Here is a 24,474-nt window from a genome sequence, read left to right as displayed (position 1 = left end):
CGATGAACAGCGCGAGCGCCGTTTCCGGGTCGAGCGAGATATACGGCGTGCCCGGCACCAGCGCGACCGCGGCGCCCGCCAGCGCCAGCATGGACGGGTAGGGCACGGAAAGCCGACGCGAAATCTGCAGAAGCACGATTGCGACAAGCAGCAGGACGAGCAGGCTCTCGAAGAAGTTCATGCGGCGATCTTAGAGACCGCTGAAGCCTTTGTCAGCGGCAGGTTTGCGCAATTTGTTCCAGAAATCCGCGCGACGCCGGCCTTGTGTTCGGGCCGACCGAATGGCGGCGCTTGACATATCCTTGGAGATTTCCCTAAAGCATCGACATGCGCCTCCGTGGAAAACCGGGGGGATGCATCAAGCATGGTCATCAGCACATAGAGGTCCCAATGCGCCAAGTCCCTTCTCACGAAATTCACGTTCGAAATTCTGAGAAATTGAGGGTTCATGCGCACTTTGAATCTGGGCATCCTCGCCCATGTGGACGCAGGCAAGACTAGCCTTACGGAAAGACTCCTTTTTAATGCCGGTGTGATCGACAAGCTGGGCAGCGTCGATACCGGCGATACGCAGACGGACAGTCTGGAAATCGAGCGCCAGCGTGGTATCACCATTCGAGCCGCGGTCGTGTCCTTTGCGATTGGCGACACGGTCGTCAACCTCGTCGATACGCCCGGCCATCCCGATTTTATCGCCGAGGTGGAGCGGGTCCTTGGACTGCTGGACGCTGCGGTCGTCGTCGTTTCGGCGGTCGAGGGTGTGCAGGCCCAGACCCGCGTATTGGTACGGGCGCTGCAGCGCCTCGCCGTGCCGTTCATGTTCTTCATCAACAAGGTTGATCGCCTGGGAGCGCAATACGACCTTGTGCTGGAGGACATCGGCCGCCAGCTGCCGGTTCGGTCGATCGCCATGTCGGCTGTCATCGGCCCCGGCAGCAAACTTGTACAGGTGGAGACGCTCGACCCGCTCACCGAGCCGTTTTTCACGGTGCTGAGCGAAACGCTGGCGGAAAACGACGACGCCGTGCTCAGCGACTATGTCGCGGCCCCTGATCGCCTGACCGAGGAAAGGCTCGGTCGCTCCTTGGCCGATCAGGTCTCCAGGGGCTTGATGCACCCCGCATTCGCAGGAGCCGCGATGACCGGCGTCGGCTTGTCGGCGCTCTCATCGGCCATCACGACGCTACTGCCCAGCCGCGAACTCGACCCGGATGGTCCGATCGCCGGAAAGATCTTCAAGATCGAGCGCGGGTGGGGCGGTGAGAAGCTGTCCTACATGTATCTGACCTCGGGCACGGTCCAAGTCCGGCAATACCTGGATCTGCCCGAAGGCCCGGCAAGGGTGACCGGAATCCAGGTGTTCGAGGCCGGCGGGATCCGTCCCGTCACCAGTGTCCGCGCCGGACAGATCGCGCGCGTCAGCGGCCTTAGCGCTGCCAGGATAGGCGATACGGTGGGAAGCGATCTGTTTCCGGGCAGTCGGTCCCATTTTGCTTCGCCCACCCTTGAAACCCGTGTGCGGGCCAGACGGCCCTCCGACAAGGCCGCACTCTGGCTGGCGCTCAACCAGCTGGCCGAACAGGATCCGCTGATCAACCTGCGCCGTAACGACGACGCCGACGAAGTTTTCGTGTCGTTGTATGGTGAGGTGCAGAAGGAGGTCATCCAGGCGACCCTGCTGACGGATTTCGGCCTCGAGGCGATGTTCGAGGAGAGCACGGTCATCTGCGTGGAACGGCTTATCGGAACCGGTGCTGGCCTCGAAATCCTCTTAAAGGAGCCCAATCCCTTTATTGCGACAGTCGGGTTGCGCGTCGAGCCGCGACCGGAAGGGGCGGGCAACAGCTTTGCGTTGGAAGTGGATGTCGGCCAAATGCCTGCCAGCTTTTATCGGGCGGTCGAGGACGCCGTCTCCGAAACGCTGAAGCAGGGCCTTTTCGGCTGGCAGATCATCGATTGCCACGTGGCGATGACAGCTGCCCGGCATCGTTCACCGATGAGCACGGCCGCCGATTTCCGGCAGTTGACGCCGCTGGTGCTTGCCGCCGCGGTGTCGGCTGCGCAAACGGTCGTCTGCGAGCCGATCGATCGCTTTTACCTCGAAGTGCCGGCCGCGGCCTTGAACAGTCTCCACACTCTGCTTGCAAAATCCGGTGCGATAACCAAGGGGGCCGTGATTGCCAACGGCGTTGCCCGACTGGAAGGGCTGATAGCATCCACCATGATCCAAGGCGTCGTGCAACAATTGCCGGCGCTGACGGGTGGCATGGGAACGATCGAATATTCCTTCGATCATTATGCCCGGATGGCGGATCCGCCGCGTTCACGCCGACGTTCGGGTATCGATCCCTTCAATGCCACGGACTATCTGCTCCGCGTGCGCTGAAACTTCGCGGAACAGGCGCTGGCGGGCGATTGGCAACCGCCTGACGCCCGCTCATCCGCGCCATCGACATCGAAGCGATCGGCGTATGGCCCGGAAACGGAAAGGGGCCCGGTCCAGCCGAGCCCCGGATCGTCCCACATGAGGTTGTTCAGGCCGTCTTTTTGGCGCCGACGAATGCGATGGCCGCCAGGATGACGCTGGCAATCACGTTCCAGCCGGCAAACGACAGGCCGAGCACCCGAAGGGCTGCCTGCGTGCACGAGGGGCCGTGAACCGTGTTCAGGTCCGACAGCAGGCTGCCGGCATTGGTGGTGACGCCGGCCCCGCCGCCGCAGCTTGCCGGACCTTCCCAGAAGGCCCATTCGACGCCCGAGTGATAAACACCCATGCCGGCGCCGACCAGCATCATCACGCCGATGACGACCAGCAGCGCGCGGGTGACCCAGGCGGGCAGGCCGATCATCGAGACGACGATCGCCAGAATGCCGACCGGAATGCCGTAATAATAGGGATTGCGCTGCAGAAGGCAGAGCGCGCAAGGGATATAGCCGCCGATATACTGGAAAGCCAGCGCCCCGCCGACCGTCGCCGCCATGCCGAGCGTCAGGACGATGGCGTAGCCTATGCCGACGCGGGACCGGGGTGTGGAAGCTGTCAGCGCCATGCGCCTCTCCTAAAATGGTTTCGACCGGCAGGGGTGCCATGGCCTCACTTAGAGCAGATGCGGCGGCGCGGTAAGACAAATTATCTTGAATTGAAGACCGGGCTTTCCGGGGACAAGGCAACGGCCAGTGCCGGGACCATGGGATAAAGCCCGCAGGAAGCCGCGGGTGCCACAAATAGAACGCCGCCACCAGATGATTTGCATCCGCCGCAAATTGGCGATTGATGCCGGCAACATCCTGAGTTAAGAACCACCATCGGACGGAGACGAGTCATCGTCTTTCAGGTTAGCACCCGTAGCTCAGCTGGATAGAGTGTTGGATTCCGATTCCAAAGGTCACAGGTTCGAATCCTGTCGGGTGCGCCATATCACTTTTTCTGCAAGAATCTGATATTGCAGCGCAATTATCAGAAGTTGGCTATCAGTACGACCCGCAAAACTTAATTTTGCAGCCGTTTTTGCTACGAATTCTGCATCTGTGGCCGACTTGCTTGACTACGCAAAGCGAGTCTATCGTCCCTCGTGACAATCATTCTGCGAAATTGCGATCCGATCGATGGTCCGAGCATCGATCGGGTTCCCCTGCAAGCGGGCCGAAACCCTCGACGCGACGATCTGCGCGCTCGCTGCTCGATCTCTAATCAGCATGGACCTTAATCGCCGCGAGGCCGAGCTTTCGATCGCCGCCGCGCCGAAGCCGAAACAGACGGTTTTCAGGTCTGTTTTTTGAACCGGTAGGTCGGAAACGTAGTTTTTGTGGAAATCTGCAATGCCAGGGCCAAGTAGGCTAAGCAAGGATTGATATTGGAACAATGACACCCGAGATATTGTCCAACCGTCATAGCCAAAAGGGGTCCGGCCTGTAATGGATGATAGCATCTACGATAATATGCCAGATGACCCAGGCCGCGCGTTTCTTTACTTTGAGGAGCATTTCAGAGCGGAATTAGAGGAATCCTTGAGGTACGATAAGGAAAACTCCTATTACCACCGAAATAAATTTATGAGCGATGTCCGCAACATCGCGGATATTTTCGATTTTCCTGAAATTGCTCACTTTCGAGATGAGGACAGGGAAGAGAACAGCGAATATTATTTCAGTCAGTTTGAATTGGCTTTGCGTAACGTAATGCACCGCGTCAAGATTCAGGGTGCGCAAGGTAGAAAGCAATTTAGCGTCCATTTGACGACGGCAGAGCGCGAAAAAATCCGCCATTATGTCGAGCAGATAAAAGGTGTTGTCGAGAGATCCGATGCGGCGACTGAAAAGCGAGAAGCTATCTTTAAGAAGCTCAACGCGCTCCTACTGGAAATCGACAGGGATCGAACTCGCTTTGAAGTCATCACGGACGGAATAAGGGCCGTGGCACGTCTCAGTGGCGACGTTGAACGTGAAGGTGCGGAACCTTGGTGGAAATGGGTAAAGCTTATTTTCGGTGTTGTTGATGACGCGAAAGAGCGTGAACCTACCGCAAGTTTACCCGCTCCAACTGAGCGGAAGCGGATCGACGGTCCACGCAAACAGCTTCCCAAACCTCGCGAAGATCGCAATATGGACGACGATATTCCATTTTAATGAGATTGTTGCTACTGATTTTGCCACAGTTGAGAGGTGCGGAACTAGTCAAGTGCGCACGCAATCACTGCGCCAGAAAACCGCAACATATCAAAGCTTCCAGGAGATGTGGTGCCCCGTGCCGGAATCGAACCAGCACTCCTTTCGGAACCTGATTTTGAGTCAGGCGCGTCTACCAATTCCGCCAACGGGGCACTTGGGTAGCGGTATGCGCTCTATCACGGGGCTGCACCGGCATGCAAGGGTGAAGTGAGGTTGCAATCCCGCATGCCTGGCAGCTGCGAAATTGTCCCGGATCAAGGCAGATCGATGTCGTTTTTCCCGATCCTCGGCGGCAGATCGCCGTCTTTAGCGCCTCCCGGAACATGCGTGCCGCCTGGGCTTCCGGAGGCAGCCATATCAGGTCCCTTCCTGTGTCCCCCTTGTATTTTAAGCATCCCGGATGTTAGCTGGTGCAGCAAAAATAGAAGCGCTGCCCATGAAACTGCCTGCCCGAACGTCCTATGAAGACCTTTTTCGCGATTTCGCCTGGGAGATCCCGCAGCGATTCAACATGGGGGAGGCGGTCAGCGATGCCTGGGCGGAGAAATTTCAAGATCGCATCTGTCTCCAGCATTTCAGCCCGGATGGTGCTCATCGGGCTCTGACCTATGGCGAACTGTCGGGGCGATCCGCCTCGCTTGCGAACGCCTTTGTCGCGCTCGGCCTCAAGCCCGGCGACCGCGTTGCACTTCTTCTGCCGCAAAGTTTCGAGACGGTGATCGCGCATGTGGCGATCAACAAGATGGGCGGCATCGCCCTGCCGCTGGCGCTTCTGTTCGGGGCCGAGGCGCTCGAATACCGGCTGAAGGCATCGGGTGCTGCGGCGATCGTCACCAATCCCTTCGGCCTGTCGCGGCTGGCAGCCTTAAGCGAAAAGCTGCCGGAGCTGCGGCACGTGATCGTCACCGGGGAGCTGCCGCCCGGCGACGGCCTGCTGGCGCTCGACGCATTGATCGCCGCCCATTCTCCCGTGTTCGAGGTCGTCGACAGCGGACCGGACGATCCGGCGCTGATGATCTTCACCTCCGGCACGACCGGCCCGCCGAAGGCGGCGCTGCACGGCCATCGGGTGCTGGCCGGCCATATTCCGGGTTTCCAGCTGGCGCACGAATTCGCACCCCAACAGGGGGACCGGATCTGGACGCCGTCGGACTGGGCCTGGGCAGGCGGCCTGCTCAACGTGCTGATGCCGGCGCTGATGCTCGGCATTCCGGTCGTCTCCTCGCCGGCCCAGAAATTCGACGCGGACATGGCTTTTCGCATCATGAGCGAGATGGATGTGCGCAACGCCTTCATTCCGCCGACGGCGTTGCGGCTCCTGAAATCCGTCGAAAACCCGCTCGAAAAATACGATCTCAAGCTGCGGACGATCGCCTCGGCCGGCGAGGCGCTCGGCCGCGAGACCTATGACTGGGCGAAGGCGGCGCTGGGGCTGACGGTCAACGAGTTCTACGGCCAGACCGAATGCAATTTCGTGCTGTCCTCGGCCGCCAATCTCGGTGTGTCGCGCGGCGGAGCGATCGGGCGGGCGGTGCCCGGCCATCACGTGGCGGTGGTCGACGGCAGGGGCATCGAGCTGCCGGCCGGCAAGATGGGGCAGATCGCCATCCGCAGACCCGATCCGGTGATGTTCCTCGGCTACTGGAACGACGACGCGGCGACGGAAGCGAAATTCGTCGGCGACTGGCTGATCACCGGTGATCTCGGCCGGAAGGACCGCGACGGCTATGTGGAATTCGTTGGGCGGGATGACGACGTCATCACCTCGTCCGGTTATCGCATCGGGCCGAGCGAGATCGAGGATTGCCTGACTGGTCATCCGGCGGTGCGGCTGGCGGCCGTGGTCGGCAAGCCGGACCCGATCCGCACCGAGATCGTCAAGGCCTATATCGCGCTGGCCCCCGGCTATCGCCCGACCGACGAACTGGCTCTGGAGATCCGTGACTGGGTGAAGACGCGGCTGTCGATGCATGAATATCCGCGCGAGGTCGCCTTCGTCGACGATATCCCGCTGACGACCAGCGGCAAGGTGATCCGCCGGCTGCTGCGCGACAAGGCGGCGGCCGAGTGATCGCTACGGGTTGATTATTCCGAACGGCCGGCGAGCGACATGATCTTCTCGCGCAGCATGCGGGCCATGTTGCGGGTGTTGCGGTAGAGGTGGAGCTGGGCTGCCACCTGGCGCACGTCGCGGTCGCCGTTCTGGCGCAGGCCGATCACCAGTGTGCCCATTTCCTCGCGCTCTTCCCAGAAACGGCTCATGATCGGATGGTCCGGAACCGCGCAACTGTCGGTGCGCATGATGTTGGCGTCGTCGAGATGCCATTCGGTCAGCTTCACCATCAAGAGCTTGCCGGGCGAGAACTGGGAAAAACTCTCGTCGTAGGCGGTTTTCCACGTATAGGCCTCGCCGGCCATGATGAAGACGATGAGCGAGGCGATGGCGCGGCCGTCGAAATCGATGGTGTGGATGCGGACGGCGTCGATTTCCGCCAGGTTGGTGATCGCTTCGCGGGCGAAGGCGGCGCGGTAGCGGTCGTTGATCAGGGCCGAGCGTTTGCGGCCCTTCCAGCCCTTGGCTTCGAGCGCCAGGAATTCCTCCATCCGCAACCGGATCTCTTCCGGCTGGCGGGCGACCGAATAGCTGAGCGAGCCCTTGTTGCCGAGATTGCGCCAGAGACGGCGCATTTCGCGGTAGTGGTGCGACGAGATCGAGTGCTTGAGATAGGCCTCGCCGTCGAGCAGGCTTTCGAGCATCGGTCGGAGATGAGGATCGGTAACGGCAACCGGCAGGTTGCGGCCGATCGCGACCGCCTTGGCGAGCTGCGCGAACGGGCCGCCGAGCCTGACGTCCGGCATGACCAGCACGGAGGGGAGGCGGGCTTCGCGCATGCTGAGCGCGTCGAAAAGATTGTCGATCGTCTCGGCTGAATCTTCCGCGTCGACGAGCGGCGTGCCGATCGGCCCGAAGGGGTTGGCCCAGGCGCGGATGATCGAGGCGCCGACGGAAAAGCCGGGCTTCTCGACAGTAAACGGCATCAGCAGCCGCATGCGGCTGCGTGCACCGATCTCGTCGCGGATCAGCGCCAGGCGCACCTGCTTGTCCTCGACCCGCGGCATGGCGGGGGCGAGCAGCCGGGCCGAAAAGAAGATGTTCGGCTCGAGCGCGCGGTTGGAGAGGAATTCGAGTTCTTCCTGCAGGTCGTAACCGAAGGCGGCGGGATAGAGGCAGAGTTCGCGGCCGGGCCGGCCGACCTGGAGATGGGTATCGGCATCCGGCCGCTCGGCGCGGAACGCCTGGACCATGCTCATCCGGCCGCCGCCATTGCCCTCGAATTCGCTGCTGAATGGAGGTTGCGCCATGATCAGGAAGCCTTTGAAGGAGCAGAGGGCGTCGGATCGGCAAAGGCGAAGAGCACGATGCCGAGCGTGCGCCGGACGGCGATATGCAACAGGATCGCCTCGATCATCATCGCCGACGCCGTGGCCATGGCCGCACCCGTCAGGCCGAAGCGGGGGATCAGCGCGATATTGAGGCCGATGCTCGCCAAGAGCGTCACGCTATAGAGCAGGACGCAGAGTTTCTGGCGGCCGGCCATGCTGAGCAGGACCTCGCCGGGCCCGACCATCGATTTGGCGAGGATGCCGCAAAACAGGATTGCCATCAGCCAGTAACCGGCCGTGAACGCGCTGCCGAACAGCGACAGAAGCAGTTCGCCGGATGCGAGCGCCACGAGCCCGACGGCCAGCGACGGCCAGAAACTCCAGCGCGCGGTCTGGCCGGCAAAGGCAGCCAGCGCCGTCATGTCCTCCTCCGCCATGATCGCGGAAAAGCGGGGGCCGGCGGCAGCCTTGATCGAGAAGTAGACGAATTGCACCAGCACGATCGTTTTTGCCGCGGCATAATAGATGCCGACCTGGTCCGGCGGCAGGTAAAGGCCGACAACGACGACGTCCGCATTGGTCAGCAGGAAGCCGATGCCGTCGACCAGGAAGAGCGGCAGCGAATATCGGAACCAGGCGCCCATCTCGAACCGTATCGGACCGGTGCCATAGAGCCGGCGCAGGCGCAGCGTCAGGCGCAGAAGCTGCGAGAGCGTGGTGACATAGGTTGCCGCAAGGGCTGCCTGCATGGCGGTGACGGCCGTGTGGTCAGCGCCCAACCAGAGCGCGGCCAGCATGAACACGAGGATCAGGGTCGGGCGGATCAGGTAGGTGGGCGAGAGCGCCGTCACCGTCCAGCCGTTTGAACGTGCGGTGCCGTCGAGCACGTCGCCGAGCGCGATCATCGGGATGGTGAAGAAGGCGAGCGACACCGGCACGAGGTAATAGGGTTCGACCGTGTGGCCGTAGACATGCAGGAACAGGAAACCGAGGCCGGCTACCGTGCTTGCCGAGATGAGCGCCACGAGGCGGACGGCGAGATTGAGCCCGCGCACCGTCGCCACCTCGTCGCGTGCCCTGTGCTGGTGCAGGAAACGGATGACGGATGTGTGGAACCCGAGGCAGGAGAGATTGCCGGCGAGCACGACCAGAACCCAGACGAAGGCGAAGATCCCGTATTCGAACTCGCCCATCAGCCGGGCGAGCACGATTTGCGACACAAAGGCGATGGCGGCGCTTGCGACGCGGATCACGAAAGCGATGAGCGCGCGGCGCTGGGCGCGGGCCGTCTCGTCGTCATCGGTCAGGATCGATTGGAGCTTGCGCGTCAGCGGTGCCAGCCGGGTCCTCAGACCAGGCGGAAGCAATCTTTCCGCTGTTTCGATAACCGCCATGATGGGCACGCAATACTCGTAACGACGACGGGAACAATGGGCAAAAGTGTTGCCACAGCAGGGTTAAGAAAGGGTTCGCCCAGGCGTTAAAGGATTGACGGTCGCGCGGGTCCCGCGGCGGAAACGACAACGCCGCCCGGCAGGGGCGGCGTTAAAGGGATAAGATTTTAGCAGAAGCTTCAGGCCTGTTCGAAGGCACCGTGGCAATGCTTGTATTTCTTGCCGGATCCGCAGGGGCAGGCCTCGTTGCGGCCGATCTTGCCCCAGGTGGAGGGATCTTCCGGACGGCGGTCTGCCGGTGCGGCGATGAAGTTCTCGCTGTCGAAGCCGGTGACCTGGTTGAGGCCGGTCGTCGGATCGACATGTTGTTCGTCATAGATCGCCGGCGGCTGTGGCGGCTCGGGGTTCTGCACCAGCTCGACGCGCATCAGCTGGGCGGTGACCGCCTCGCGCAGGTTGGCAAGCAGCGCCTGGAACAGCTCGAAGGCTTCCGCCTTGTATTCCTGCAGCGGATCACGCTGGGCGTAGCCGCGGAAGCCGATGACCGAGCGCAGGTGGTCGAGATTGACGATATGCTCGCGCCACAGGTGGTCGAGCGTCTGGAGCAGCACGGAGCGCTCCACATAGGTCATGATATCGGCGCCGAAGCGCTCCTTGCGCTCGGCCGCGGCCTTGTCGGCAGCCTCGGTGATGCGTTCACGGATGTCGGTCTCGCCGATGCCGTCTTCCTTGACCCAGTCTTCGATCGGCAGGTCGAGGTTCAGCATCCGGCCGACGTCTTCGCGAAGGCCCGCGGCATTCCACTGTTCGGCATAGGCGCGTTCGGGAATGTGCTTGGCGACCAGAACTTCGATGACCTCGGTGCGCATGTCCTCGACGGTCTCGGATACGTCTTCCGAATCCATCATCTCGATGCGCTGTTCGAAGATCACCTTGCGCTGGTCGTTGGTGACGTCGTCGTATTTCAGGAGGTTCTTGCGGATGTCGAAGTTGCGGGCTTCGACCTTCTTCTGGGCGCGTTCGAGCGCCTTGTTGATCCACGGATGGACGATCGCCTCGCCTTCCTTGAGGCCGAGCTTCTGCAGCATGCTGTCCATGCGGTCGGAGCCGAAGATGCGCATCAGGTCGTCCTGGAGGGACAGGTAGAATTTCGAACGGCCAGGGTCGCCCTGACGGCCGGAGCGGCCGCGCAGCTGGTTGTCGATGCGGCGGCTTTCGTGGCGCTCGGTGGCGATCACGTAGAGGCCGCCGGCGGCAAGCGCCTTCTCCTTGAGCTGTTTGACCTCTTCGCGGCTTGCCGCTTCCAGTGCATCGCGCTCCGGACCCGGCTCCATGCCTTCGAGTTCGCGTTCGAGGCGCATGTCGATATTGCCGCCGAGCTGGATGTCGGTACCGCGGCCGGCCATGTTGGTGGCGATCGTGACGGCGCCCGGCACACCGGCCTGCGACACGATATAGGCTTCCTGCTCGTGGTAACGGGCGTTCAGGACCTGGAAATTGTTGAAGCCCGACTGGCGCAGCATGGTCGCCAGCAGTTCGGACTTTTCGATCGACGTGGTGCCGACCAGGACCGGCTGGCCGCGTTCATGGGCTTGTTTGATCTCTTCGATGATCGCCTTGAACTTTTCGTCGAAGGTCCGGTAGACCTCGTCGTCCTCGTCGATACGCTGGATCGGCAGGTTGGTCGGCACTTCGACCACTTCGAGCTTGTAGATGTTGCCGAACTCTTCCGCTTCCGTCTGGGCCGTACCGGTCATGCCGGCGAGCTTTCCGTACATGCGGAAATAGTTCTGGAAGGTGATCGAAGAGAGCGTCTGGTTCTCCGGCTGGATCTGCACCTTTTCCTTGGCTTCGAGCGCCTGGTGCTGGCCTTCCGAATAACGGCGGCCGGGCATCATGCGGCCCGTGAATTCGTCGATGATGACGATCTCGTCGTTGCGGACGATATAGTCCTTGTCGCGGGTGAAGAGCTTGTGGGCCTTCAGCGCGTTGTTGATGTGGTGGACGATCGCGACGTTCTCGACGTCGTAGAGGGATTCGCCCTTCAGCAGGCCCGCCTGACGCAGCAGGTTCTCGAGCTTTTCGGTGCCGACCTCGGAGAAGTTGGCGGAGCGTTGCTTTTCGTCGATCTCGTAGTCATCAGGCGTCAGTGCGGGGATGAAGGCGTCGATCGTGTTGTAGAGTTCCGAACGGTCGTCGAGCGGGCCGGAGATGATCAGCGGCGTGCGCGCCTCGTCGACCAGGATCGAGTCCACTTCGTCGACGATCGCGTAATTGTGGCCGCGCTGGACCATCTGGCTACGCTCGTACTTCATGTTATCGCGCAGATAATCGAAGCCCAGTTCGTTATTGGTGGCGTAGGTGATGTCGCAGGCATAATTGGCGTGGCGCTCTTCGTCGCTGAGGCCATGGACGATGACGCCCGTGGTCAAGCCCAGGAAGCCGTAGAGCTTGCCCATCGTATGGGCGTCGCGCTGGGCGAGGTAGTCGTTGACGGTGACCACATGGACGCCCTTGCCGGCAAGCGCGTTCAGGTAGACCGCCAGCGTCGCCACCAGCGTCTTGCCTTCGCCGGTCTTCATCTCGGCAATCGCGCCGTCGTGAAGGATCATGCCACCGGTCAGCTGCACGTCGAACGGGCGCATGCCGAGCACCCGGCGGGAAGCCTCGCGCACGACCGCAAAGGCCGGAACCAGGATGTCGTCGAGCGTCTTGCCCTCGGAGAGCAGTTTCCTGAACTCGACCGTCTGGGCCGCAAGCTGTTCGTCGGAGAGAGCCTTGGTCTTCTCCTCGATAGCATTGATGGCGTCGACAGTCGGCTGGTAGCCGCGCACGCGACGATCGTTTGCCGAACCGAACAATTTGCGGGCGATGCCGCCAAGGCTGACCATACGAATGGTCCTTTCTGAAATCTGTCCCATGGGGGCGCGGGACCGGTCGAACCATCGGTTTCTGATACCGATAAAATGACCTGTCACGCCCGGAAACTCTGCTGGACGCGAAGTTGCGTGACAGATAAGAGGGGGGTCGAATGATGTCAACGGTGGCGGCCGATACAGAATGGCCACAATCCGGTGTTTGTGAAGGTTTTCTGGCCGGAATCAGACGTTCTGAAACCGGTATCCTTAATCGAAAGGTCTTTATCGATGTTGCGCCACAAGTTTCTCATGACGGCCGCGCTGGCCGCCGCGATCCTCTGCCAGGCTCCCGCCTTTGCGGCGGAGGATCCGGTCGTTGCCAAGGTCGGCGACCTCGAAATTCACCAGTCGGAACTGGAGATTGCGGTCCAGAACCTGGACCCGCAGCTCGCCCAGCTTCCGGACGAACAGAAGAAGGTCGCAGCCCTTTCCGGCGCCATCGACGTCAAGCTGCTCGCCAAGGGCGCCCTTGCCGAAGGCATCAAGGACACTCCGGACTTCAAGAAGCGGATGGATTATATCGCCGACCGCGAGCTGCATAACGCCTATTTCCGCAAGCATGTGATCGACGCCACCACCCCGGCAGAGGTCAAGGCCCGTTACGACAAGGAAATCGCTTCCCTGCCGAAGCAGGAAGAGGTGCATGCCCGCCACATCCTCGTGAAGACCGAGGACGAGGCCAAGGCGATCATCGCCGATCTCGACAAGGGCAAGGATTTCGCCGCGATCGCCAAGGAAAAATCCCAGGATTCCAACAAGGATGAAGGCGGCGATCTCGGCTGGTTCGGCCGCGGCCGCATGGTTCCGGAATTCGAGGAAGTCGCTTTCGCGCTGAAGAAGGGCGAATATTCCAAGACGCCGGTCAAGTCGCAGTTCGGCTATCACGTCATCAAGCTGGAAGACACGCGCGACGCTCCGGCGCCGGCTTTCGACCAGGTCGAGGACCAGGTCAAGCAGCTGGTGATGCGCGACAAGTATGTGGCTCTGATCACCAAGGCCAAGAGCGAGCAGAAGATCGACATCAAGGATGCGGCCCTCAAGAAGGGATATGAAGACGTCAGCAAGATGCAGGACGGCGACGTCCCGGTCCAGCAGTAATCATTTGACGACGGGCCCGGATCTTCCGGGCCCTTTTCCTATTTGAGCCAGGTAATTATCCGATGTCCGATTCCGTTTCGCCGCTCGCTCCGAAATCCTATCCCGACATGCCGGCGATCCGCGGCGTGCGGATGGCGACTGCCGCCGCCGGGATCAAGTACAAGAACCGCACCGACGTGCTGCTGATGGTGTTCGACAAGCCCGCGACCGTCGCCGGCGTCTTCACCCGCTCCAAGTGCCCCTCGGCGCCGGTGGATTTCTGCCGCGCCAATCTGTCGCACGGAGTGGCGCGCGCCGTGGTCGTCAATTCCGGCAATGCCAACGCCTTTACCGGCGTCAAGGGCAAGGCTGCGACTGAACTCACCGCCAAGTCGGCCTCCGAGGCGGTCGGCTGCGGCAAGAACGAGGTCTATCTCGCTTCGACCGGGGTGATCGGCGAACCGCTCGACGCAACGAAATTCGCAGGCGTGCTCGGCGACATGAACAGCGGCGCCACCGGCGACTTCTGGCTGGAAGCGGCACGAGCAATCATGACCACCGACACCTATCCGAAGGTCGCGACCCGCACCGCCGAGATCGGCGGCGTCAAGGTGACGATCAACGGCATCTCCAAGGGCGCCGGCATGATCGCCCCCGACATGGCGACCATGCTGTCCTTCGTGGCGACCGATGCAGACATCGCGTCGCCGGCGCTGCAGAGCCTGCTGTCCGCCGGCGTCGGCCCGAGCTTCAACTCGGTCACTGTCGACAGCGACACCTCGACCTCCGATACGCTGATGCTGTTTGCCACCGGTGCCGCCGCCGAAGATGGGCAGGCCCGCATCGAGACTGCCGACGATCCGCGTCTCGCAAGCTTCCGTGCCGCGCTCAATGACCTGCTCAAGGATCTGGCCCTGCAGGTCGTCCGCGACGGCGAAGGTGCGCGCAAGATGGTCGAGATCACCGTCACCGGCGCCGAAAGCGATGCCGCGGCCAAGGTGATCGCGCTGTCGATCGCCAACTCGCCGCTGGTCAAGACCGCGATCGCCGGCGAAGACGCCAATTGGGGCCGTATCGTCATGGCCGTCGGCAAGTCGGGCGAAATGGCCGACCGCGACCGGCTGGCGATCTGGTTCGGCGACGTGCGCGTCGCCGTCGACGGTGAGCGCGATCCGGCCTATTCCGAAGCCGCGACTACCGCCGTCATGAAGGAACAGGACATTCCGGTAAAGGTCGATATCGGTCTCGGCAGCGGCCGTGCGACCGTCTGGACCTGCGACCTCACCAAGGAATATGTTGCCATCAACGGCGACTACCGGAGCTGACAGGAATTGAACGAAGCATCATCTCCTCAGAACGATCTGCCATTGGTCCGGCGGCTCGAAGCCGTTGGCTTTCGAGCCTGGCCGGCGGCTTCCGTCATTTATGACGGCAGCTGGCAGGTGCGGCTGACCGGCGGTCATCCTTCCAAGCGCTTGAACTGCATCGTGCCGCTCGACCCGTCCGATCACCGCGACATGGCGATGCGGCTCGAGAAGGCGCGCAAGCGGTTCGAGGACTATGGCCGGCAGCTGGTCGTCAGGGAGACGCCGCTTGCTCCTCCGAAGCTCATCGACCACCTCAATGCCGCCCGCTGGCGGGTGTTCGAAACCGTCGATGTCCTGACCGTCAGCCTCACCGAACTGGAACTGCCGGACACGCTCGATCACCTGCCGAGCCACGATATCGGCCGGTTCTGCGACGCGAGCCTGGCGATCGATAACGAAGATCCGGCGCTGAAGCCGGCGCTTGCCGAGATCCTGAGTTCGATCAAGCCGACATCCGGCTTCTTCATCAAGGAAAACCCGCAGGAAGGCGCCGCGGCCGTGGCGCTCTGCGTCCAGGACAACGATCTGGCCGGCATCATCTCGTTTGCCGTAGCCAAGGCACATCGGCGAGAGGGTCTCGGCACCGAGATCCTCTCCTCGGCGCTGCGCTGGGCCCGTATCAGCGGTGCACGTTCAGCCTGGCTGCAGGTGGTCTCGACCAACGAACCGGCGCTGGCGCTCTATCGCAAGTTCGGCTTCCGCAAGGCCTACGAATACCGCTATTGGCGGCAGGAAAGCCGGGCATGAGCGACACCGCCCCCCGCAAGATCCTGCTCGTCGCCGCCTGCGCGCTGATCGATACGGACGGCCGCATCCTTCTGGCGCAGCGGCCTGAAGGCAAGTCGCTGGCCGGCCTCTGGGAGTTTCCGGGCGGCAAGGTCGAGCCGGGTGAAACACCGGAGGAGACGCTGGTGCGCGAGCTCGAGGAAGAGCTCGGCATCCAGACCAAAATCCCCTGCCTTGCGCCGCTCACCTTCGCCAGCCACACCTACGAGACCTTCCACCTGCTGATGCCGCTCTACATCTGCCGTCGCTTCGAAGGCATTCCGACGGGGCGGGAAGGGCAGGCGATCAAATGGGTCCGGCCGAACGCGCTGCGGGACTACCCGATGCCGCCGGCTGACGAGCCGTTGATCCCGATCCTGCAGGATCTCCTCTGATCGATAAAATTAGAGCCGCCGAATTCATACGGCGTTAAGGGATCGTTTAGCCGATTGTGGCACCTTCAAGGCTTATCCGGTAACGCGTTGATGAGGCTTTAGAAGGCATGGACGAGGAATTCTGGAAAACTGTGCGGGTCCGTCAGCGGACGACGCATGGCTCCGGCAAAACCGGCGCGCTGAATATCGCACTCCTGTTCGGGACGGCCGCGATCGCTCTTTCGCTGATCGTGACGCCGATGCTCGCCAGCCGCAATGACGAGCGCCGTCTGGCGCATGTCCAGGAAGATTTCGACCTGATCAGCACGGGCTCCATCAAGCCCGGCGAAAAGGGAGCAAGACATTATACGATCCGGCGCAGCGTATTGCAGGAAACGCCCGGTTCGGTCTGCATCGTACAAGGCTATGGCATCGGCAGCGACTGCTGACGCCGGGACTTTGAGGCCGGACTCCCATTTGATCCAAAGGTCAGTTCATGCGCCTTTTCAGGTTCCTTCTGAATAATAACAGCGGCGCGACGGCCGTGGAATACGGCCTCATCGTTTCCATTCTGGCGGTGACGCTGTTTATCGCGCTCGGCAGTTATTACGACCTCATGAACAACATGTTCGGCGGTATCGCCACGACCTACGAAAACGCCACCCGCTAAAGCTTCTATTCCGTTTCCTTGCGCAAGGCGTCGGCCAGCCGCATCTTGGCGGAGCCCGGCTTCAACGGTTTTTGCTGGCTTTCATGCGGCGTCCAGCCGGATGCGTAGATGATCGAGAATGTCGCGCGGATGCGGCCGTCCGGATCGGAATAGCGCTCGGCATAAAGTTCTGCAGCTCTCACGAAGAAACGCCTCGTCACCGGCACGCGACTGCGTCCCGCGAGCGGATTGGTCATGCCCATGGCCCGCAGATCCCGCATCAGCGGGAACAGCGAGTCGTAGCGTACCGTGTAGGTTTCGGCATCGACGACCGGCAGCGAGAAGCCCGCCCGCTGCAGCAGCGCACCGACATCGCGCACATCGGCAAATGGAATGACGCGCGGGCTTGCCCCGCCGGTCAGTTCGGCCTCGGCGGACAGAAGGACGTCCCGCATTTCCTGCAGCGTGCCCGAGCCTGGGATCGCCGCCAGGAAAAGCCCGTCCGGCTTCAGTGCCCGGCGAATGCGGATCAGCGTGCCGGGCGTATCATTGACCAGATGCAGCGACAGCGGCGACAGGACCAGGTTGACGGAATCCGGTTCGAGCGGCACGTCCTCCAATGGAGCGGCCGTGAAGGCATCTCCGGGCTTTGCAAAGGTCTCGTCGGTTTCGACCCGGCGGATGGTGCCGATCTTGCCGGTGGCAAGCGCTTCGCGGGCGGCGATGCCGGTTCCGCCATGGAGTTCGACCGCCGTCTCGAAGCGGCGCTCGACCACCGCCAACCGGTCTGCAAGCTCGCGGCCGGCGATATCCAGAAGAAAGGCGGCGTTGTTGTCCTGAGTGGTTATCGCCCGTCTGCGGCGGGCACTCACCAGCTGTTCGTCGAAGAGAATTTCCATGGTCGTCCACTCGTATTCTGCCGTCGCAAAGGCGCGTTCCATCCGCTATTGTCAAGTCATGTCCGCCGAGCCGAACGTCAATGCCCTGCGACTTTTAACATCGTTCGCCGCGGGGTGGACGAGATGGATCGGCGATTTCGTTTATCCGCCGATCTGTCCCGGCTGCGGGGTGCGGACCGGCGCGCATCAGGGCTTCTGCCCCTCCTGCTGGCGGGAAATCCGTTTCATCGAACGGCCCTATTGCGAGAAGCTCGGCCTGCCGTTTTCCTATGATCCGGGGCCAGGCATTCTGTCGGCGCAGGCGATTGCGGAACCGCCCGTCTTCGACCGTTTGCGCTCGACGGCAATCTTCGAGGGCGCCGCCCGCGACCTCGTCCATTCGCTGAAATACCGCGACCGCACCGACCTTGCGGGGATGATGGCCGGCTGGATGCTGCGCGCCTCCGATGGTTACGTGGAAAACTGTGACGCCATCCTGCCGGTGCCGCTGCATCGGTCGCGTTTCGCCTCGCGCAAGTTCAACCAGGCGGCGGAGCTCGCCCGGCATCTGTCGCAGAAATCCGGTCGGCCGTTCCTGCCGTCTACCCTCATTCGCGTCAAGCGTACCAACCGGCAGGTGGGGCTTACGGCGCGGGCCCGCGAGGACAATGTACGGGCGGCCTTTGCGGTCGCGCCGCGCCATGAGGACCGCGTCTTCGGCAAGCGGCTGGTGCTGGTCGACGACGTCTACACCACCGGTGCGACGGTTTCTTCGGCCACGCGTGCCTTGCGGAAAGCCGGCGCTGCGGAGGTCACTGTTTTGACCTTTGCAATGGCTGTCGGCGGGCCTATATGACAGAAGAAAACACTATTGCGCGCGGCCTTTCCCCGCCTGGTCGCGCCCGGAGACGATCATGGCAGAGGTCACTATCTATACCCGCGAATATTGCGGTTACTGCGCGCGCGCAAAAGCTTTGCTGGATACAAAGGGCGTCGCATATACCGAGCATGACGCCACCTATTCGCAGGAACTGCGCCAGGAAATGATCGGCAAGGCGAACGGCCGCTCGACCTTTCCGCAGATCTTCATCGACGGCACACATGTCGGCGGCTGCGACGATCTGCATGCACTCGACCGGGCCGGCAAGCTGGACCCGATTCTGGCGAACTGAGAGGTTTCTTCCATGGCTTTCAAAGCTGCCGCCATCCAGATGTGCTCCGGCGTCGATCCGGAAAAGAACGCCGCCGACATGGCGCGGCTGGTGCGTGAAGCCGCGGCGCACGGGGCGACCTATATCCAGACCCCGGAGATGACCGGTTTCCTGCAGCGGGACCGCAAGGCCATGCGCGCGGTGCTGCGCGACGAGGCGGGCGACATCATCGTTTCGACCGCCCGCAGCTTGGCGAGCGAACTCGGCATCCACCTGCATATCGGCTCGACGGCGATCGCCGTCGACGGCGGCAAGATCGCCAACCGCGCCTTCCTGTTTGCGCCGAACGGCCGGCAGATCTGCACCTATGACAAGATCCATATGTTCGATGTCGATCTGGACAATGGCGAGAGCTGGCGCGAAAGCTCGGCCTATGAGCCGGGAAGCGAAGCGCGGGTCGCCGGTCTGCCGTTCGCCAAGCTCGGTTTCGCGATCTGCTACGACGTGCGTTTCCCGCAGCTTTTCCGCACCGAAGCCTTGGCCGGCGCCGAGATCCTGACCGTGCCGGCCGCCTTCACCCGCCAGACCGGCGAAGCCCATTGGGAAATCCTGCTGCGCGCCCGGGCGATCGAGAACGGTGCCTTCGTGATCGCCGCCGCTCAAGGTGGCGTGCATGAAGACGGCCGCGAGACATTTGGCCACTCGATGATCGTCGACCCCTGGGGCAAGGTGCTGGCGTCTGCCGGCGGCACCGGCGAAGGCGTCGTGCTCGCCGACATCGATATTGCCGCCGTTGCCGCAGCCCGGGGAAAGATCCCCAACCTCAAGAACGCCCGCGAGTTCTCGCTCGATGCGGTTCCCGACGCGGCGGGAGAGGTGGCCGCTTGATCAAGTATTCCCTCTCCTGCGACAATGCCCACGCGTTCGAAGGCTGGTTTTCGGAAAGCGCCGATTTCGACCGGCAGGTCGCGAGCGGCTTCCTGACTTGTCCGGTCTGCAATTCCGCCGCAATCTCCAAGACACTGATGGCGCCCTCCGTTTCGACCGCCCGCAGGCAAGAAGAGAAGCAGGCGATGGTGATGGACCTGGCACGCCGCGAGGCGATCGCCAAGCTCAAGGAAGCGGTGGCGGCGATCAAGGCCAATGCCGAGGACGTCGGTGAAAAATTTCCCGAGGAAGCCCGCAAGATCCACTACGGCGAGGCCGATGCCCGCGGCATCATCGGCCAGGCGAGCCTTGGCGAGGTGCGCGACCTCCTCGACGAGGGCATCGAGATCGCACCATTGCCGGTCATTCCCGAAGACGCGAACTGAATGAACGGGACGGCTGGTCATCTAAATTTCGGCCTGTTCGGCGCTCTTCATAAAGGCGCTGAGGTCGAAGGAGTTCGATTTCGCGAGCCTCCAGTCTTCAGGCCAGCGAACCCGAAAGTCTTTCATTTCAAAGAACCCTACGGACCGAACGGCGAAAGGATCGTCATCGACCGAGCCCGAGTGCGCGAACTTTCCGCGCGCAATACGGAGAATTAGACCGACCTGCTTGCGCATGTGCTGTCAGTGAGAGTGTAGCCGAGCGGGAGGCGGCGGGGATGATCAATCGTCGGGAAAGAGGATGCTTTCGTAGTCCTGGGCGCCGTGGAAGATATGGAGGATTTCGACAGTCGTATCCGTAATCCTGTAGAGAATTACATAGTTGCCATAAGGGCGTCGCCGGATACCGCTTTCCGGATAGTCCGACAGAGCCGCAAAGGCGCTTGGTGAATTTCCAAGCTGGCGGCAGGCTTCCCTTAATTCCAGTGCGAATGAGATCGCGCGCGGAGGATTATCTTTTCTGATAAATTTTGTGATTGAGGAAATGTCCGAAAGCGCTTCGTCCGTGATGACGACTTTCACGGGCTTTCCCTACTTTTCGAGGTCGCTCAAGATGCGGTCAAAGGCCTCCTCGAGCGGGGTGACGCGACCCGCATCGGCGTCAGCTATCGCCCGATCAAGAGACTCATGTAGCTTCTGTCTTTGGAGGTCGCGGAGATAGCGATCGCGGAGCGCGTCCTCGATATATCGATCGCGCGACTTGGTCTCACCGCGGTCGATGGCGCTTTGGATATGATCATCCAGCGCTGCGTCGAGCTTTACGGTTACTTGCGGCATATGCAGCTCCTTCTACTCCGACATGGTACCACAGGCGCCACGAATTTCCATCACGCAGGCCGCTTGGCCAGCATCATGTAGTTGACGTCCATGTCCGGCGACAGGTTCCAGCGGTCCTGCAGCGGATTGAAGAAGACGCCGGTGCGGTGGATGATATCCATGCCGGCTGAGGAGATCGGCCTTTCGAGCTCTTCCGGGCGGACCAGCTTTTCGTATTGATGGGTGCCGCGGGGCAGCCAGCGCAGGATGTTTTCGGCAGCGAAGATCGCAAGCGCGCCGGCCTTGAAGGTGCGGTTGATGGTAGCGACGAACATCAGGCCGCCGGGACGGACCATGTTGGCGCAAGTCGTCATGAAGAAATTGACGTCCGCGACATGCTCGACCACTTCCATGTTCAGCACGACGTCGAAAGTCTCGCCGGCTTCGGCGAGCTGCTCGGCGGTGACGGCGCGGTAGTCGACCGAGGTGCCGGTCTCGGCGGCATGGGTGGAGGCGATGCCGATATTCTTTTCCGACGGATCGGCGCCGACCACGGTCGCACCCATGCGGGCGATCGGCTCGGAGAGCAGGCCGCCGCCGCAGCCGATATCGAGGATGCGCAGGCCGGAAAGCGGCAGGTGACTACGGGGATCACGGCCGAAATTTTCGCAGATGCGGTCGCGGAGATAGGCGAGGCGTACGGGGTTGAACTTGTGAAGCGGCTTGAACTTGCCGGTCGGGTCCCACCACTCGGCGGCCATCGCGGAAAACCGGTCGACTTCGCTCTGGTCGATCGTCGTGCGGGCGGCTTCGGTCATGGCTCTACTCCTTGTTCCGCTGTTGAAGTCGGACGCAGCGGACGAGAAGTCAAGGGATGTTTCTTGTCGCGCCGCCTTGCCGCAACCAAGATGCAGGCGCGGAGCACGTCGAGATTCGGTTCATCGATCGCTATCTGCTGAAGCTTCTGCAAGGTCTGTTTGAAGAGTTCATAATGTTGCGGTTCGCGATTGGCGATGCAAAGCGGTAGATCGGCGCATGCCTTGCCGCTCAGGCCGATTTCCTGCTGGGCACGGACCTTCCAGATCTGATGCACCGATGGCAGCATCGGGCCACTGCAGACACGCCGGCGGCGGCAGGCGCGCAAATGGCAGAAGCCGCTGTCCAGAAAGCAGATCGACGCCGTGGCGCGGCATAATTCCTCGTGCTGTTCGGCGCGAAGCTTTTCGTAATCGCTAAGATCTGGCTTATCCATGTTCTTCCTTGCCCAATCTCAAGGCGTACTCATCCCTTGGTGCTTTTGCGGTTTTCAGTTCGGCCGGGACACGTCGTGTGCCTCGAATTGAAATTTTAATAATGACACGCGACGTGTCCCGTTCGGTGTGTTTTTCCGCGCAACTCCGGTCCCTCTGCGGCGGTATGGTCTTGCGTCCTTGCGGAATGCCATACCGGGTTGTGTGCGACACACGCACGCCCCGCCTCAGGGCGAGAGGAGGACCATTTTCTGCGCAGCCCCTGGCAATCCGCCTGCATGACGGCGGATCATCAAGGCACCGGTCCCATCTCGCCGGTTATGCGGGCCGGTGTAGCCGAAACGGGACGGGCAGATTGTAGGCATGAGACCATAACGCGGGGATGCGAGGGGATGAGATTTCGTCTATGTCTTTGAAGATCTGGCAGGCACAGATCGCGGTTATCCTCTCTGGAGGGGAGGGGTGGCGCACCGGGAGGAGGGCAAGATGGCGATCACGGTTGAGCGATTGAAGGAACTGCTTGCCTTCGAAGAGGTCTCCCTGACGCTGGCGGACAGTTCCGCGGAAAACCGCGACGGCTATATTCTCGAAAGGTTGCGGTTTCGGTTGAACGACGGCACCGAGGTGCGTGGCTTCCTGACCCGGCCGAGCGAAGGCTTCCTCACCCGCGGCCCGGCGATCCTCTATGCCCATGCACACGGCGCTCGCTGGGATATCGGCGCATCGGAACTGGTCGACGGCCGGCCGGCTCTACTCGACGCCCCGGGACCAGCGCTGGCGCGCGACGGATATGTGGTGCTGTGCATCGACATGCCGACATTTGGCGAGCGTGCCGGCGTAACTGAGGATGCGGCGACCAAGGCGGCGTTCTGGCATGGCAAAACGCTGTTCGGGCAGATGTTGTCCGAACAGGCCGCGGCGCTGGCCTGGCTTGCCGGCCGGCCGGAGGTCGATCCGCAGAGGATCGGCGTCACGGGGCTTTCGATGGGTGCGACGCTCGCCTATTTCCTCGCGGCGCTGGATCCGAGGGTGAAGGCAAACGCGCATCTGTGCTGTTACGCGGATTTCGCGACGCTGGTCGAAACCGGCGCCCATAATCTGCACGGCCATTACCTGACCGTGCCGGGGTTGCTCAAGGAAACTTCGATCGGCGAGATCGCCGGGTTGGTGGCACCGCGGCCGCAGTTGATCTGTATTGGCTGGGACGATCCGCTGACGCCACCTGACGCGGTGGAACGCGCCTTTGCTGAGACTGAGGCCGCCTATTTGAGAGCGCAGGCGCTCGGTGCCCTGGTGTTTCTGCCGCAAGCGGACGTCGGCCACCGCGAGACGGCGGAGATGCGGCGGGCAACGTTGGCCTTTTTCAGCGGCTATCTCTAGAGGGAGACGCGCAGGTCAAAAGCGGTCGTAGAGGCTGCGTCTTGCTCGATCTACCTTGATCGCTCGCATCTGCCGGTCGAGCGTATTGTACGCTGCCTGCATGATGTCGAGATCCTTCATGGCGCCGATCGCGGCAATCTCCTTCATCAGCTCGCCAATTGCGGTATCGATGGCGGGGGCAGGCCTGGCGGCAGCAGTGGCCGCGGCAGTTGCAAGCCCTTCGGCAGAACCGCCAAGAACGTAAAAAAGTTCTATCGCGGCCACGAGACAGGCCTGGCTGCGTTGCTCCCGGTCGAAGCTGAAATTTTCACCCGCGCTTGCCGTTACCAGTGCGACAGCTCTGTTCTGATACTCGCCCATGATCTTTCCCAATGATGACGCTTTGCCCCAGGGGCATATTAGCGTTCAACTTCTTATCATCGGGTTATCAGCTTATCCTAATGAACCGCCGCAAGGCGCGGTTCACGTCCCCTTCACCCTCAACCCATTCCTGTCGAACAGGTGCAGCGGGGCGCCGGCGACGGAGAAATAGGCTTCGTCGCCCGGCGAAATCGGCTTCTGGCCGGACACGACCGCGAGCAGCTTTTCGCCGTTCAGATCCGCATGGATGACCGTCTCGGAGCCGAGCGCCTCGACGAGGCGCACTTTGACCGTGAGACTGCCGGGGTCGCCGGCAAGCGTGATGTGCTGCGGGCGGATGCCGATCGTCAGCTTGTCGCCGACGGAAAGCGAATGGCCCAAGAACGGCACGAGAAGGCGGTGGCCGCCGGATGTCGTAAGCGTTGCGGTGCCGGTCTGCAGCTCGGTGACTTCGCCGGCCAGGAAATTCATGTGCGGCGCGCCGATGAAACCGGCGACGAAGCGGTTGGCGGGCGTGTTGTAGAGGTCGAGCGGCGTGCCGACCTGTTCGATCTTGCCGGCGCGCATGACCACGATGCGGTGGGCAAGCGTCATCGCCTCCACCTGGTCGTGGGTGACGTAGATCATCGTTGAACCGAGGCGGGCATGCAGGGCCGCGAGTTCGGCGCGCGTCGAGACGCGCAACTCGGCGTCGAGGTTCGACAGGGGCTCGTCGAGCAGGAACGCGGTCGGG

The 24,474-nt window shown here is 61.9% G+C and carries 26 protein-coding genes, 2 tRNA genes and 1 pseudogene; 15 read left to right on the top strand and 14 right to left on the bottom strand.

All coding sequences use genetic code 11. The features are described from left to right. Positions 1 to 181, bottom strand: a pseudogene (locus MOV61_RS17005) (sodium:proton antiporter); the annotation flags it as partial. A 267-nt stretch (positions 182 to 448) separates the two neighbouring features. On the opposite strand from MOV61_RS17005, the gene MOV61_RS17000 reads away from it, so the two are divergent. Further along, on the top strand, positions 449 to 2,386 hold the full coding sequence (locus MOV61_RS17000; RefSeq protein ID WP_247137421.1) for a translation factor GTPase family protein: 1,938 nt from the start codon (positions 449 to 451) through the stop codon (positions 2,384 to 2,386). A gap of 148 nt (positions 2,387 to 2,534) precedes the next feature. Here MOV61_RS17000 and MOV61_RS16995 read toward each other — a convergent pair whose 3' ends face one another. Further along, entirely contained in the window at positions 2,535 to 3,050 is a 516-nt protein-coding gene (locus MOV61_RS16995) for a disulfide bond formation protein B (protein ID WP_247137420.1), read from the bottom strand. Between the two features lie 289 nt (positions 3,051 to 3,339). Here MOV61_RS16995 and MOV61_RS16990 point away from each other — a divergent pair. Next, positions 3,340 to 3,416, top strand: a tRNA-Arg gene (locus MOV61_RS16990). A 499-nt stretch (positions 3,417 to 3,915) separates the two neighbouring features. Continuing rightward, complete coding sequence (locus MOV61_RS16985) at positions 3,916 to 4,626, top strand: hypothetical protein (protein ID WP_247137419.1); 711 nt, start codon at positions 3,916 to 3,918, stop codon at positions 4,624 to 4,626. 109 nt (positions 4,627 to 4,735) lie between these two features. On the opposite strand, the gene MOV61_RS16980 is transcribed toward MOV61_RS16985, so the two are convergent. Next, positions 4,736 to 4,820, bottom strand: a tRNA-Leu gene (locus MOV61_RS16980). A 284-nt stretch (positions 4,821 to 5,104) separates the two neighbouring features. On the opposite strand from MOV61_RS16980, the gene MOV61_RS16975 reads away from it, so the two are divergent. Beyond that, positions 5,105 to 6,739, top strand: coding sequence for an AMP-binding protein (locus MOV61_RS16975; protein ID WP_247137418.1), 1,635 nt, complete (start codon positions 5,105 to 5,107; stop codon positions 6,737 to 6,739). Between the two features lie 14 nt (positions 6,740 to 6,753). Here MOV61_RS16975 and MOV61_RS16970 read toward each other — a convergent pair whose 3' ends face one another. The 3 genes from MOV61_RS16970 to secA form a co-directional block, all read right to left on the bottom strand. Then, positions 6,754 to 7,980 carry a GNAT family N-acetyltransferase gene (locus tag MOV61_RS16970; RefSeq protein WP_247137422.1) on the bottom strand — a complete coding sequence of 409 codons (1,227 nt, stop codon included), beginning with the start codon at positions 7,978 to 7,980 and terminating at the stop codon, positions 6,754 to 6,756. A gap of 53 nt (positions 7,981 to 8,033) precedes the next feature. Then, positions 8,034 to 9,455, bottom strand: coding sequence for a lipopolysaccharide biosynthesis protein (locus MOV61_RS16965; RefSeq protein WP_309493814.1), 1,422 nt, complete (start codon positions 9,453 to 9,455; stop codon positions 8,034 to 8,036). Positions 9,456 to 9,625: 170 nt separating this feature from the next. Next, entirely contained in the window at positions 9,626 to 12,337 is a 2,712-nt protein-coding gene (gene secA, locus MOV61_RS16960) for a preprotein translocase subunit SecA (protein WP_247137416.1), read from the bottom strand. A gap of 255 nt (positions 12,338 to 12,592) precedes the next feature. Between secA and MOV61_RS16955 the strand changes: the two genes are divergently transcribed. From MOV61_RS16955 to MOV61_RS16930, 6 genes are all read left to right on the top strand, one after another. Further along, on the top strand, positions 12,593 to 13,462 hold the full coding sequence (locus tag MOV61_RS16955) for a peptidylprolyl isomerase (protein ID WP_051899649.1): 870 nt from the start codon (positions 12,593 to 12,595) through the stop codon (positions 13,460 to 13,462). 62 nt (positions 13,463 to 13,524) lie between these two features. Further along, the gene (gene argJ / locus MOV61_RS16950; protein WP_247137415.1) at positions 13,525 to 14,766 is read left to right on the top strand and encodes a bifunctional glutamate N-acetyltransferase/amino-acid acetyltransferase ArgJ; all 1,242 of its coding nucleotides are present in this window, start codon (positions 13,525 to 13,527) and stop codon (positions 14,764 to 14,766) included. A 6-nt stretch (positions 14,767 to 14,772) separates the two neighbouring features. Further along, positions 14,773 to 15,555, top strand: coding sequence for an N-acetyltransferase (locus MOV61_RS16945; RefSeq protein ID WP_247137414.1), 783 nt, complete (start codon positions 14,773 to 14,775; stop codon positions 15,553 to 15,555). Beyond that, positions 15,552 to 15,968, top strand: a complete 417-nt coding sequence (gene mutT / locus MOV61_RS16940) for an 8-oxo-dGTP diphosphatase MutT (RefSeq protein WP_247137413.1) — start codon at positions 15,552 to 15,554, stop codon at positions 15,966 to 15,968. The genes MOV61_RS16945 and mutT overlap by 4 nt, the downstream gene beginning before the upstream one ends. A gap of 107 nt (positions 15,969 to 16,075) precedes the next feature. Continuing rightward, a complete protein-coding gene (locus tag MOV61_RS16935; RefSeq protein WP_038584069.1) occupies positions 16,076 to 16,396 on the top strand; it encodes a hypothetical protein in 321 nt (106 codons plus the stop codon). Between the two features lie 47 nt (positions 16,397 to 16,443). Then, positions 16,444 to 16,617, top strand: coding sequence for a Flp family type IVb pilin (locus tag MOV61_RS16930; RefSeq protein ID WP_247038466.1), 174 nt, complete (start codon positions 16,444 to 16,446; stop codon positions 16,615 to 16,617). Between the two features lie 5 nt (positions 16,618 to 16,622). On the opposite strand, the gene MOV61_RS16925 is transcribed toward MOV61_RS16930, so the two are convergent. After that, positions 16,623 to 17,495 carry a class I SAM-dependent methyltransferase gene (locus MOV61_RS16925; RefSeq protein ID WP_247137412.1) on the bottom strand — a complete coding sequence of 291 codons (873 nt, stop codon included), beginning with the start codon at positions 17,493 to 17,495 and terminating at the stop codon, positions 16,623 to 16,625. A gap of 58 nt (positions 17,496 to 17,553) precedes the next feature. Between MOV61_RS16925 and MOV61_RS16920 the strand changes: the two genes are divergently transcribed. Genes MOV61_RS16920 through MOV61_RS16905 form a run of 4 tightly spaced genes read left to right on the top strand, consistent with a single transcriptional unit; the run spans position 17,554 to position 19,938 of the window. Then, positions 17,554 to 18,330 carry a ComF family protein gene (locus MOV61_RS16920; protein WP_405029388.1) on the top strand — a complete coding sequence of 259 codons (777 nt, stop codon included), beginning with the start codon at positions 17,554 to 17,556 and terminating at the stop codon, positions 18,328 to 18,330. 58 nt (positions 18,331 to 18,388) lie between these two features. Next, positions 18,389 to 18,646, top strand: coding sequence for a glutaredoxin 3 (gene grxC / locus MOV61_RS16915; RefSeq protein WP_038548767.1), 258 nt, complete (start codon positions 18,389 to 18,391; stop codon positions 18,644 to 18,646). Positions 18,647 to 18,658: 12 nt separating this feature from the next. Then, positions 18,659 to 19,513 (top strand): carbon-nitrogen hydrolase family protein, encoded by an 855-nt coding sequence (locus MOV61_RS16910; protein ID WP_247137411.1) that lies wholly within the window; start codon positions 18,659 to 18,661, stop codon positions 19,511 to 19,513. After that, positions 19,510 to 19,938, top strand: a complete 429-nt coding sequence (locus tag MOV61_RS16905; RefSeq protein WP_038540215.1) for a DUF1178 family protein — start codon at positions 19,510 to 19,512, stop codon at positions 19,936 to 19,938. The genes MOV61_RS16910 and MOV61_RS16905 overlap by 4 nt, the downstream gene beginning before the upstream one ends. A 21-nt stretch (positions 19,939 to 19,959) precedes the next feature. On the opposite strand, the gene MOV61_RS16900 is transcribed toward MOV61_RS16905, so the two are convergent. Genes MOV61_RS16900 through MOV61_RS16880 form a run of 5 tightly spaced genes read right to left on the bottom strand, consistent with a single transcriptional unit; the run spans position 19,960 to position 22,003 of the window. After that, positions 19,960 to 20,172: a hypothetical protein gene (locus MOV61_RS16900; RefSeq protein ID WP_247137410.1), complete on the bottom strand. Its 213-nt coding sequence runs from the start codon at positions 20,170 to 20,172 to the stop codon at positions 19,960 to 19,962. A 45-nt stretch (positions 20,173 to 20,217) separates the two neighbouring features. Continuing rightward, a complete protein-coding gene (locus tag MOV61_RS16895; RefSeq protein ID WP_247137409.1) occupies positions 20,218 to 20,517 on the bottom strand; it encodes a type II toxin-antitoxin system RelE/ParE family toxin in 300 nt (99 codons plus the stop codon). 9 nt (positions 20,518 to 20,526) lie between these two features. After that, the gene (locus MOV61_RS16890; RefSeq protein ID WP_038584077.1) at positions 20,527 to 20,772 is read right to left on the bottom strand and encodes a hypothetical protein; all 246 of its coding nucleotides are present in this window, start codon (positions 20,770 to 20,772) and stop codon (positions 20,527 to 20,529) included. 50 nt (positions 20,773 to 20,822) lie between these two features. Then, positions 20,823 to 21,569 carry a bifunctional 2-polyprenyl-6-hydroxyphenol methylase/3-demethylubiquinol 3-O-methyltransferase UbiG gene (gene ubiG, locus MOV61_RS16885; protein ID WP_247137408.1) on the bottom strand — a complete coding sequence of 249 codons (747 nt, stop codon included), beginning with the start codon at positions 21,567 to 21,569 and terminating at the stop codon, positions 20,823 to 20,825. After that, complete coding sequence (locus MOV61_RS16880) at positions 21,566 to 22,003, bottom strand: hypothetical protein (RefSeq protein WP_247137407.1); 438 nt, start codon at positions 22,001 to 22,003, stop codon at positions 21,566 to 21,568. The genes ubiG and MOV61_RS16880 overlap by 4 nt, the downstream gene beginning before the upstream one ends. A 484-nt stretch (positions 22,004 to 22,487) precedes the next feature. Here MOV61_RS16880 and MOV61_RS16875 point away from each other — a divergent pair, with 484 nt between their 5' ends. Next, positions 22,488 to 23,381, top strand: coding sequence for a S9 family peptidase (locus MOV61_RS16875; protein WP_247137406.1), 894 nt, complete (start codon positions 22,488 to 22,490; stop codon positions 23,379 to 23,381). A 15-nt stretch (positions 23,382 to 23,396) separates the two neighbouring features. On the opposite strand, the gene MOV61_RS16870 is transcribed toward MOV61_RS16875, so the two are convergent. Both MOV61_RS16870 and MOV61_RS16865 read right to left on the bottom strand, forming a co-directional pair. Further along, positions 23,397 to 23,741 (bottom strand): hypothetical protein, encoded by a 345-nt coding sequence (locus MOV61_RS16870; RefSeq protein WP_038540230.1) that lies wholly within the window; start codon positions 23,739 to 23,741, stop codon positions 23,397 to 23,399. Positions 23,742 to 23,843: 102 nt separating this feature from the next. Continuing rightward, on the bottom strand, positions 23,844 to 24,474 hold a 631-nt coding region (locus MOV61_RS16865), incomplete at its 5' end, for an ABC transporter ATP-binding protein (RefSeq protein ID WP_247137405.1).

The sequence above is a fragment of the Neorhizobium sp. BETTINA12A genome (genome assembly GCF_023006485.1).
Taxonomy (GTDB): Bacteria; Pseudomonadota; Alphaproteobacteria; order Rhizobiales; family Rhizobiaceae; genus Neorhizobium.
Note: the sequence above shows the minus strand (reverse complement) of the source record. Positions and strands in the feature narration are given on the sequence as shown.

Bases quoted from the DNA above. Each gene is read 5' to 3' on its own strand.
- MOV61_RS17000 (WP_247137421.1), top strand. From the start codon at position 449: ATGCGCACTTTGAATCTGGGCATCCTCGCCCATGTGGACGCAGGCAAG.
- MOV61_RS16995 (WP_247137420.1), bottom strand. From the start codon at position 3,050: ATGGCGCTGACAGCTTCCACACCCCGGTCCCGCGTCGGCATAGGCTAC.
- MOV61_RS16985 (WP_247137419.1), top strand. From the start codon at position 3,916: ATGGATGATAGCATCTACGATAATATGCCAGATGACCCAGGCCGCGCG.
- MOV61_RS16975 (WP_247137418.1), top strand. From the start codon at position 5,105: ATGAAACTGCCTGCCCGAACGTCCTATGAAGACCTTTTTCGCGATTTC.
- MOV61_RS16970 (WP_247137422.1), bottom strand. From the start codon at position 7,980: ATGAGCATGGTCCAGGCGTTCCGCGCCGAGCGGCCGGATGCCGATACC.
- secA (WP_247137416.1), bottom strand. From the start codon at position 12,337: ATGGTCAGCCTTGGCGGCATCGCCCGCAAATTGTTCGGTTCGGCAAAC.
- MOV61_RS16955 (WP_051899649.1), top strand. From the start codon at position 12,593: ATGTTGCGCCACAAGTTTCTCATGACGGCCGCGCTGGCCGCCGCGATC.
- argJ (WP_247137415.1), top strand. From the start codon at position 13,525: ATGTCCGATTCCGTTTCGCCGCTCGCTCCGAAATCCTATCCCGACATG.
- mutT (WP_247137413.1), top strand. From the start codon at position 15,552: ATGAGCGACACCGCCCCCCGCAAGATCCTGCTCGTCGCCGCCTGCGCG.
- MOV61_RS16935 (WP_038584069.1), top strand. From the start codon at position 16,076: ATGGACGAGGAATTCTGGAAAACTGTGCGGGTCCGTCAGCGGACGACG.
- MOV61_RS16930 (WP_247038466.1), top strand. From the start codon at position 16,444: ATGCGCCTTTTCAGGTTCCTTCTGAATAATAACAGCGGCGCGACGGCC.
- MOV61_RS16925 (WP_247137412.1), bottom strand. From the start codon at position 17,495: ATGGAAATTCTCTTCGACGAACAGCTGGTGAGTGCCCGCCGCAGACGG.
- MOV61_RS16920 (WP_405029388.1), top strand. From the start codon at position 17,554: ATGTCCGCCGAGCCGAACGTCAATGCCCTGCGACTTTTAACATCGTTC.
- grxC (WP_038548767.1), top strand. From the start codon at position 18,389: ATGGCAGAGGTCACTATCTATACCCGCGAATATTGCGGTTACTGCGCG.
- MOV61_RS16910 (WP_247137411.1), top strand. From the start codon at position 18,659: ATGGCTTTCAAAGCTGCCGCCATCCAGATGTGCTCCGGCGTCGATCCG.
- MOV61_RS16900 (WP_247137410.1), bottom strand. From the start codon at position 20,172: ATGCGCAAGCAGGTCGGTCTAATTCTCCGTATTGCGCGCGGAAAGTTC.
- MOV61_RS16890 (WP_038584077.1), bottom strand. From the start codon at position 20,772: ATGCCGCAAGTAACCGTAAAGCTCGACGCAGCGCTGGATGATCATATC.
- ubiG (WP_247137408.1), bottom strand. From the start codon at position 21,569: ATGACCGAAGCCGCCCGCACGACGATCGACCAGAGCGAAGTCGACCGG.
- MOV61_RS16880 (WP_247137407.1), bottom strand. From the start codon at position 22,003: ATGGATAAGCCAGATCTTAGCGATTACGAAAAGCTTCGCGCCGAACAG.
- MOV61_RS16875 (WP_247137406.1), top strand. From the start codon at position 22,488: ATGGCGATCACGGTTGAGCGATTGAAGGAACTGCTTGCCTTCGAAGAG.
- MOV61_RS16870 (WP_038540230.1), bottom strand. From the start codon at position 23,741: ATGGGCGAGTATCAGAACAGAGCTGTCGCACTGGTAACGGCAAGCGCG.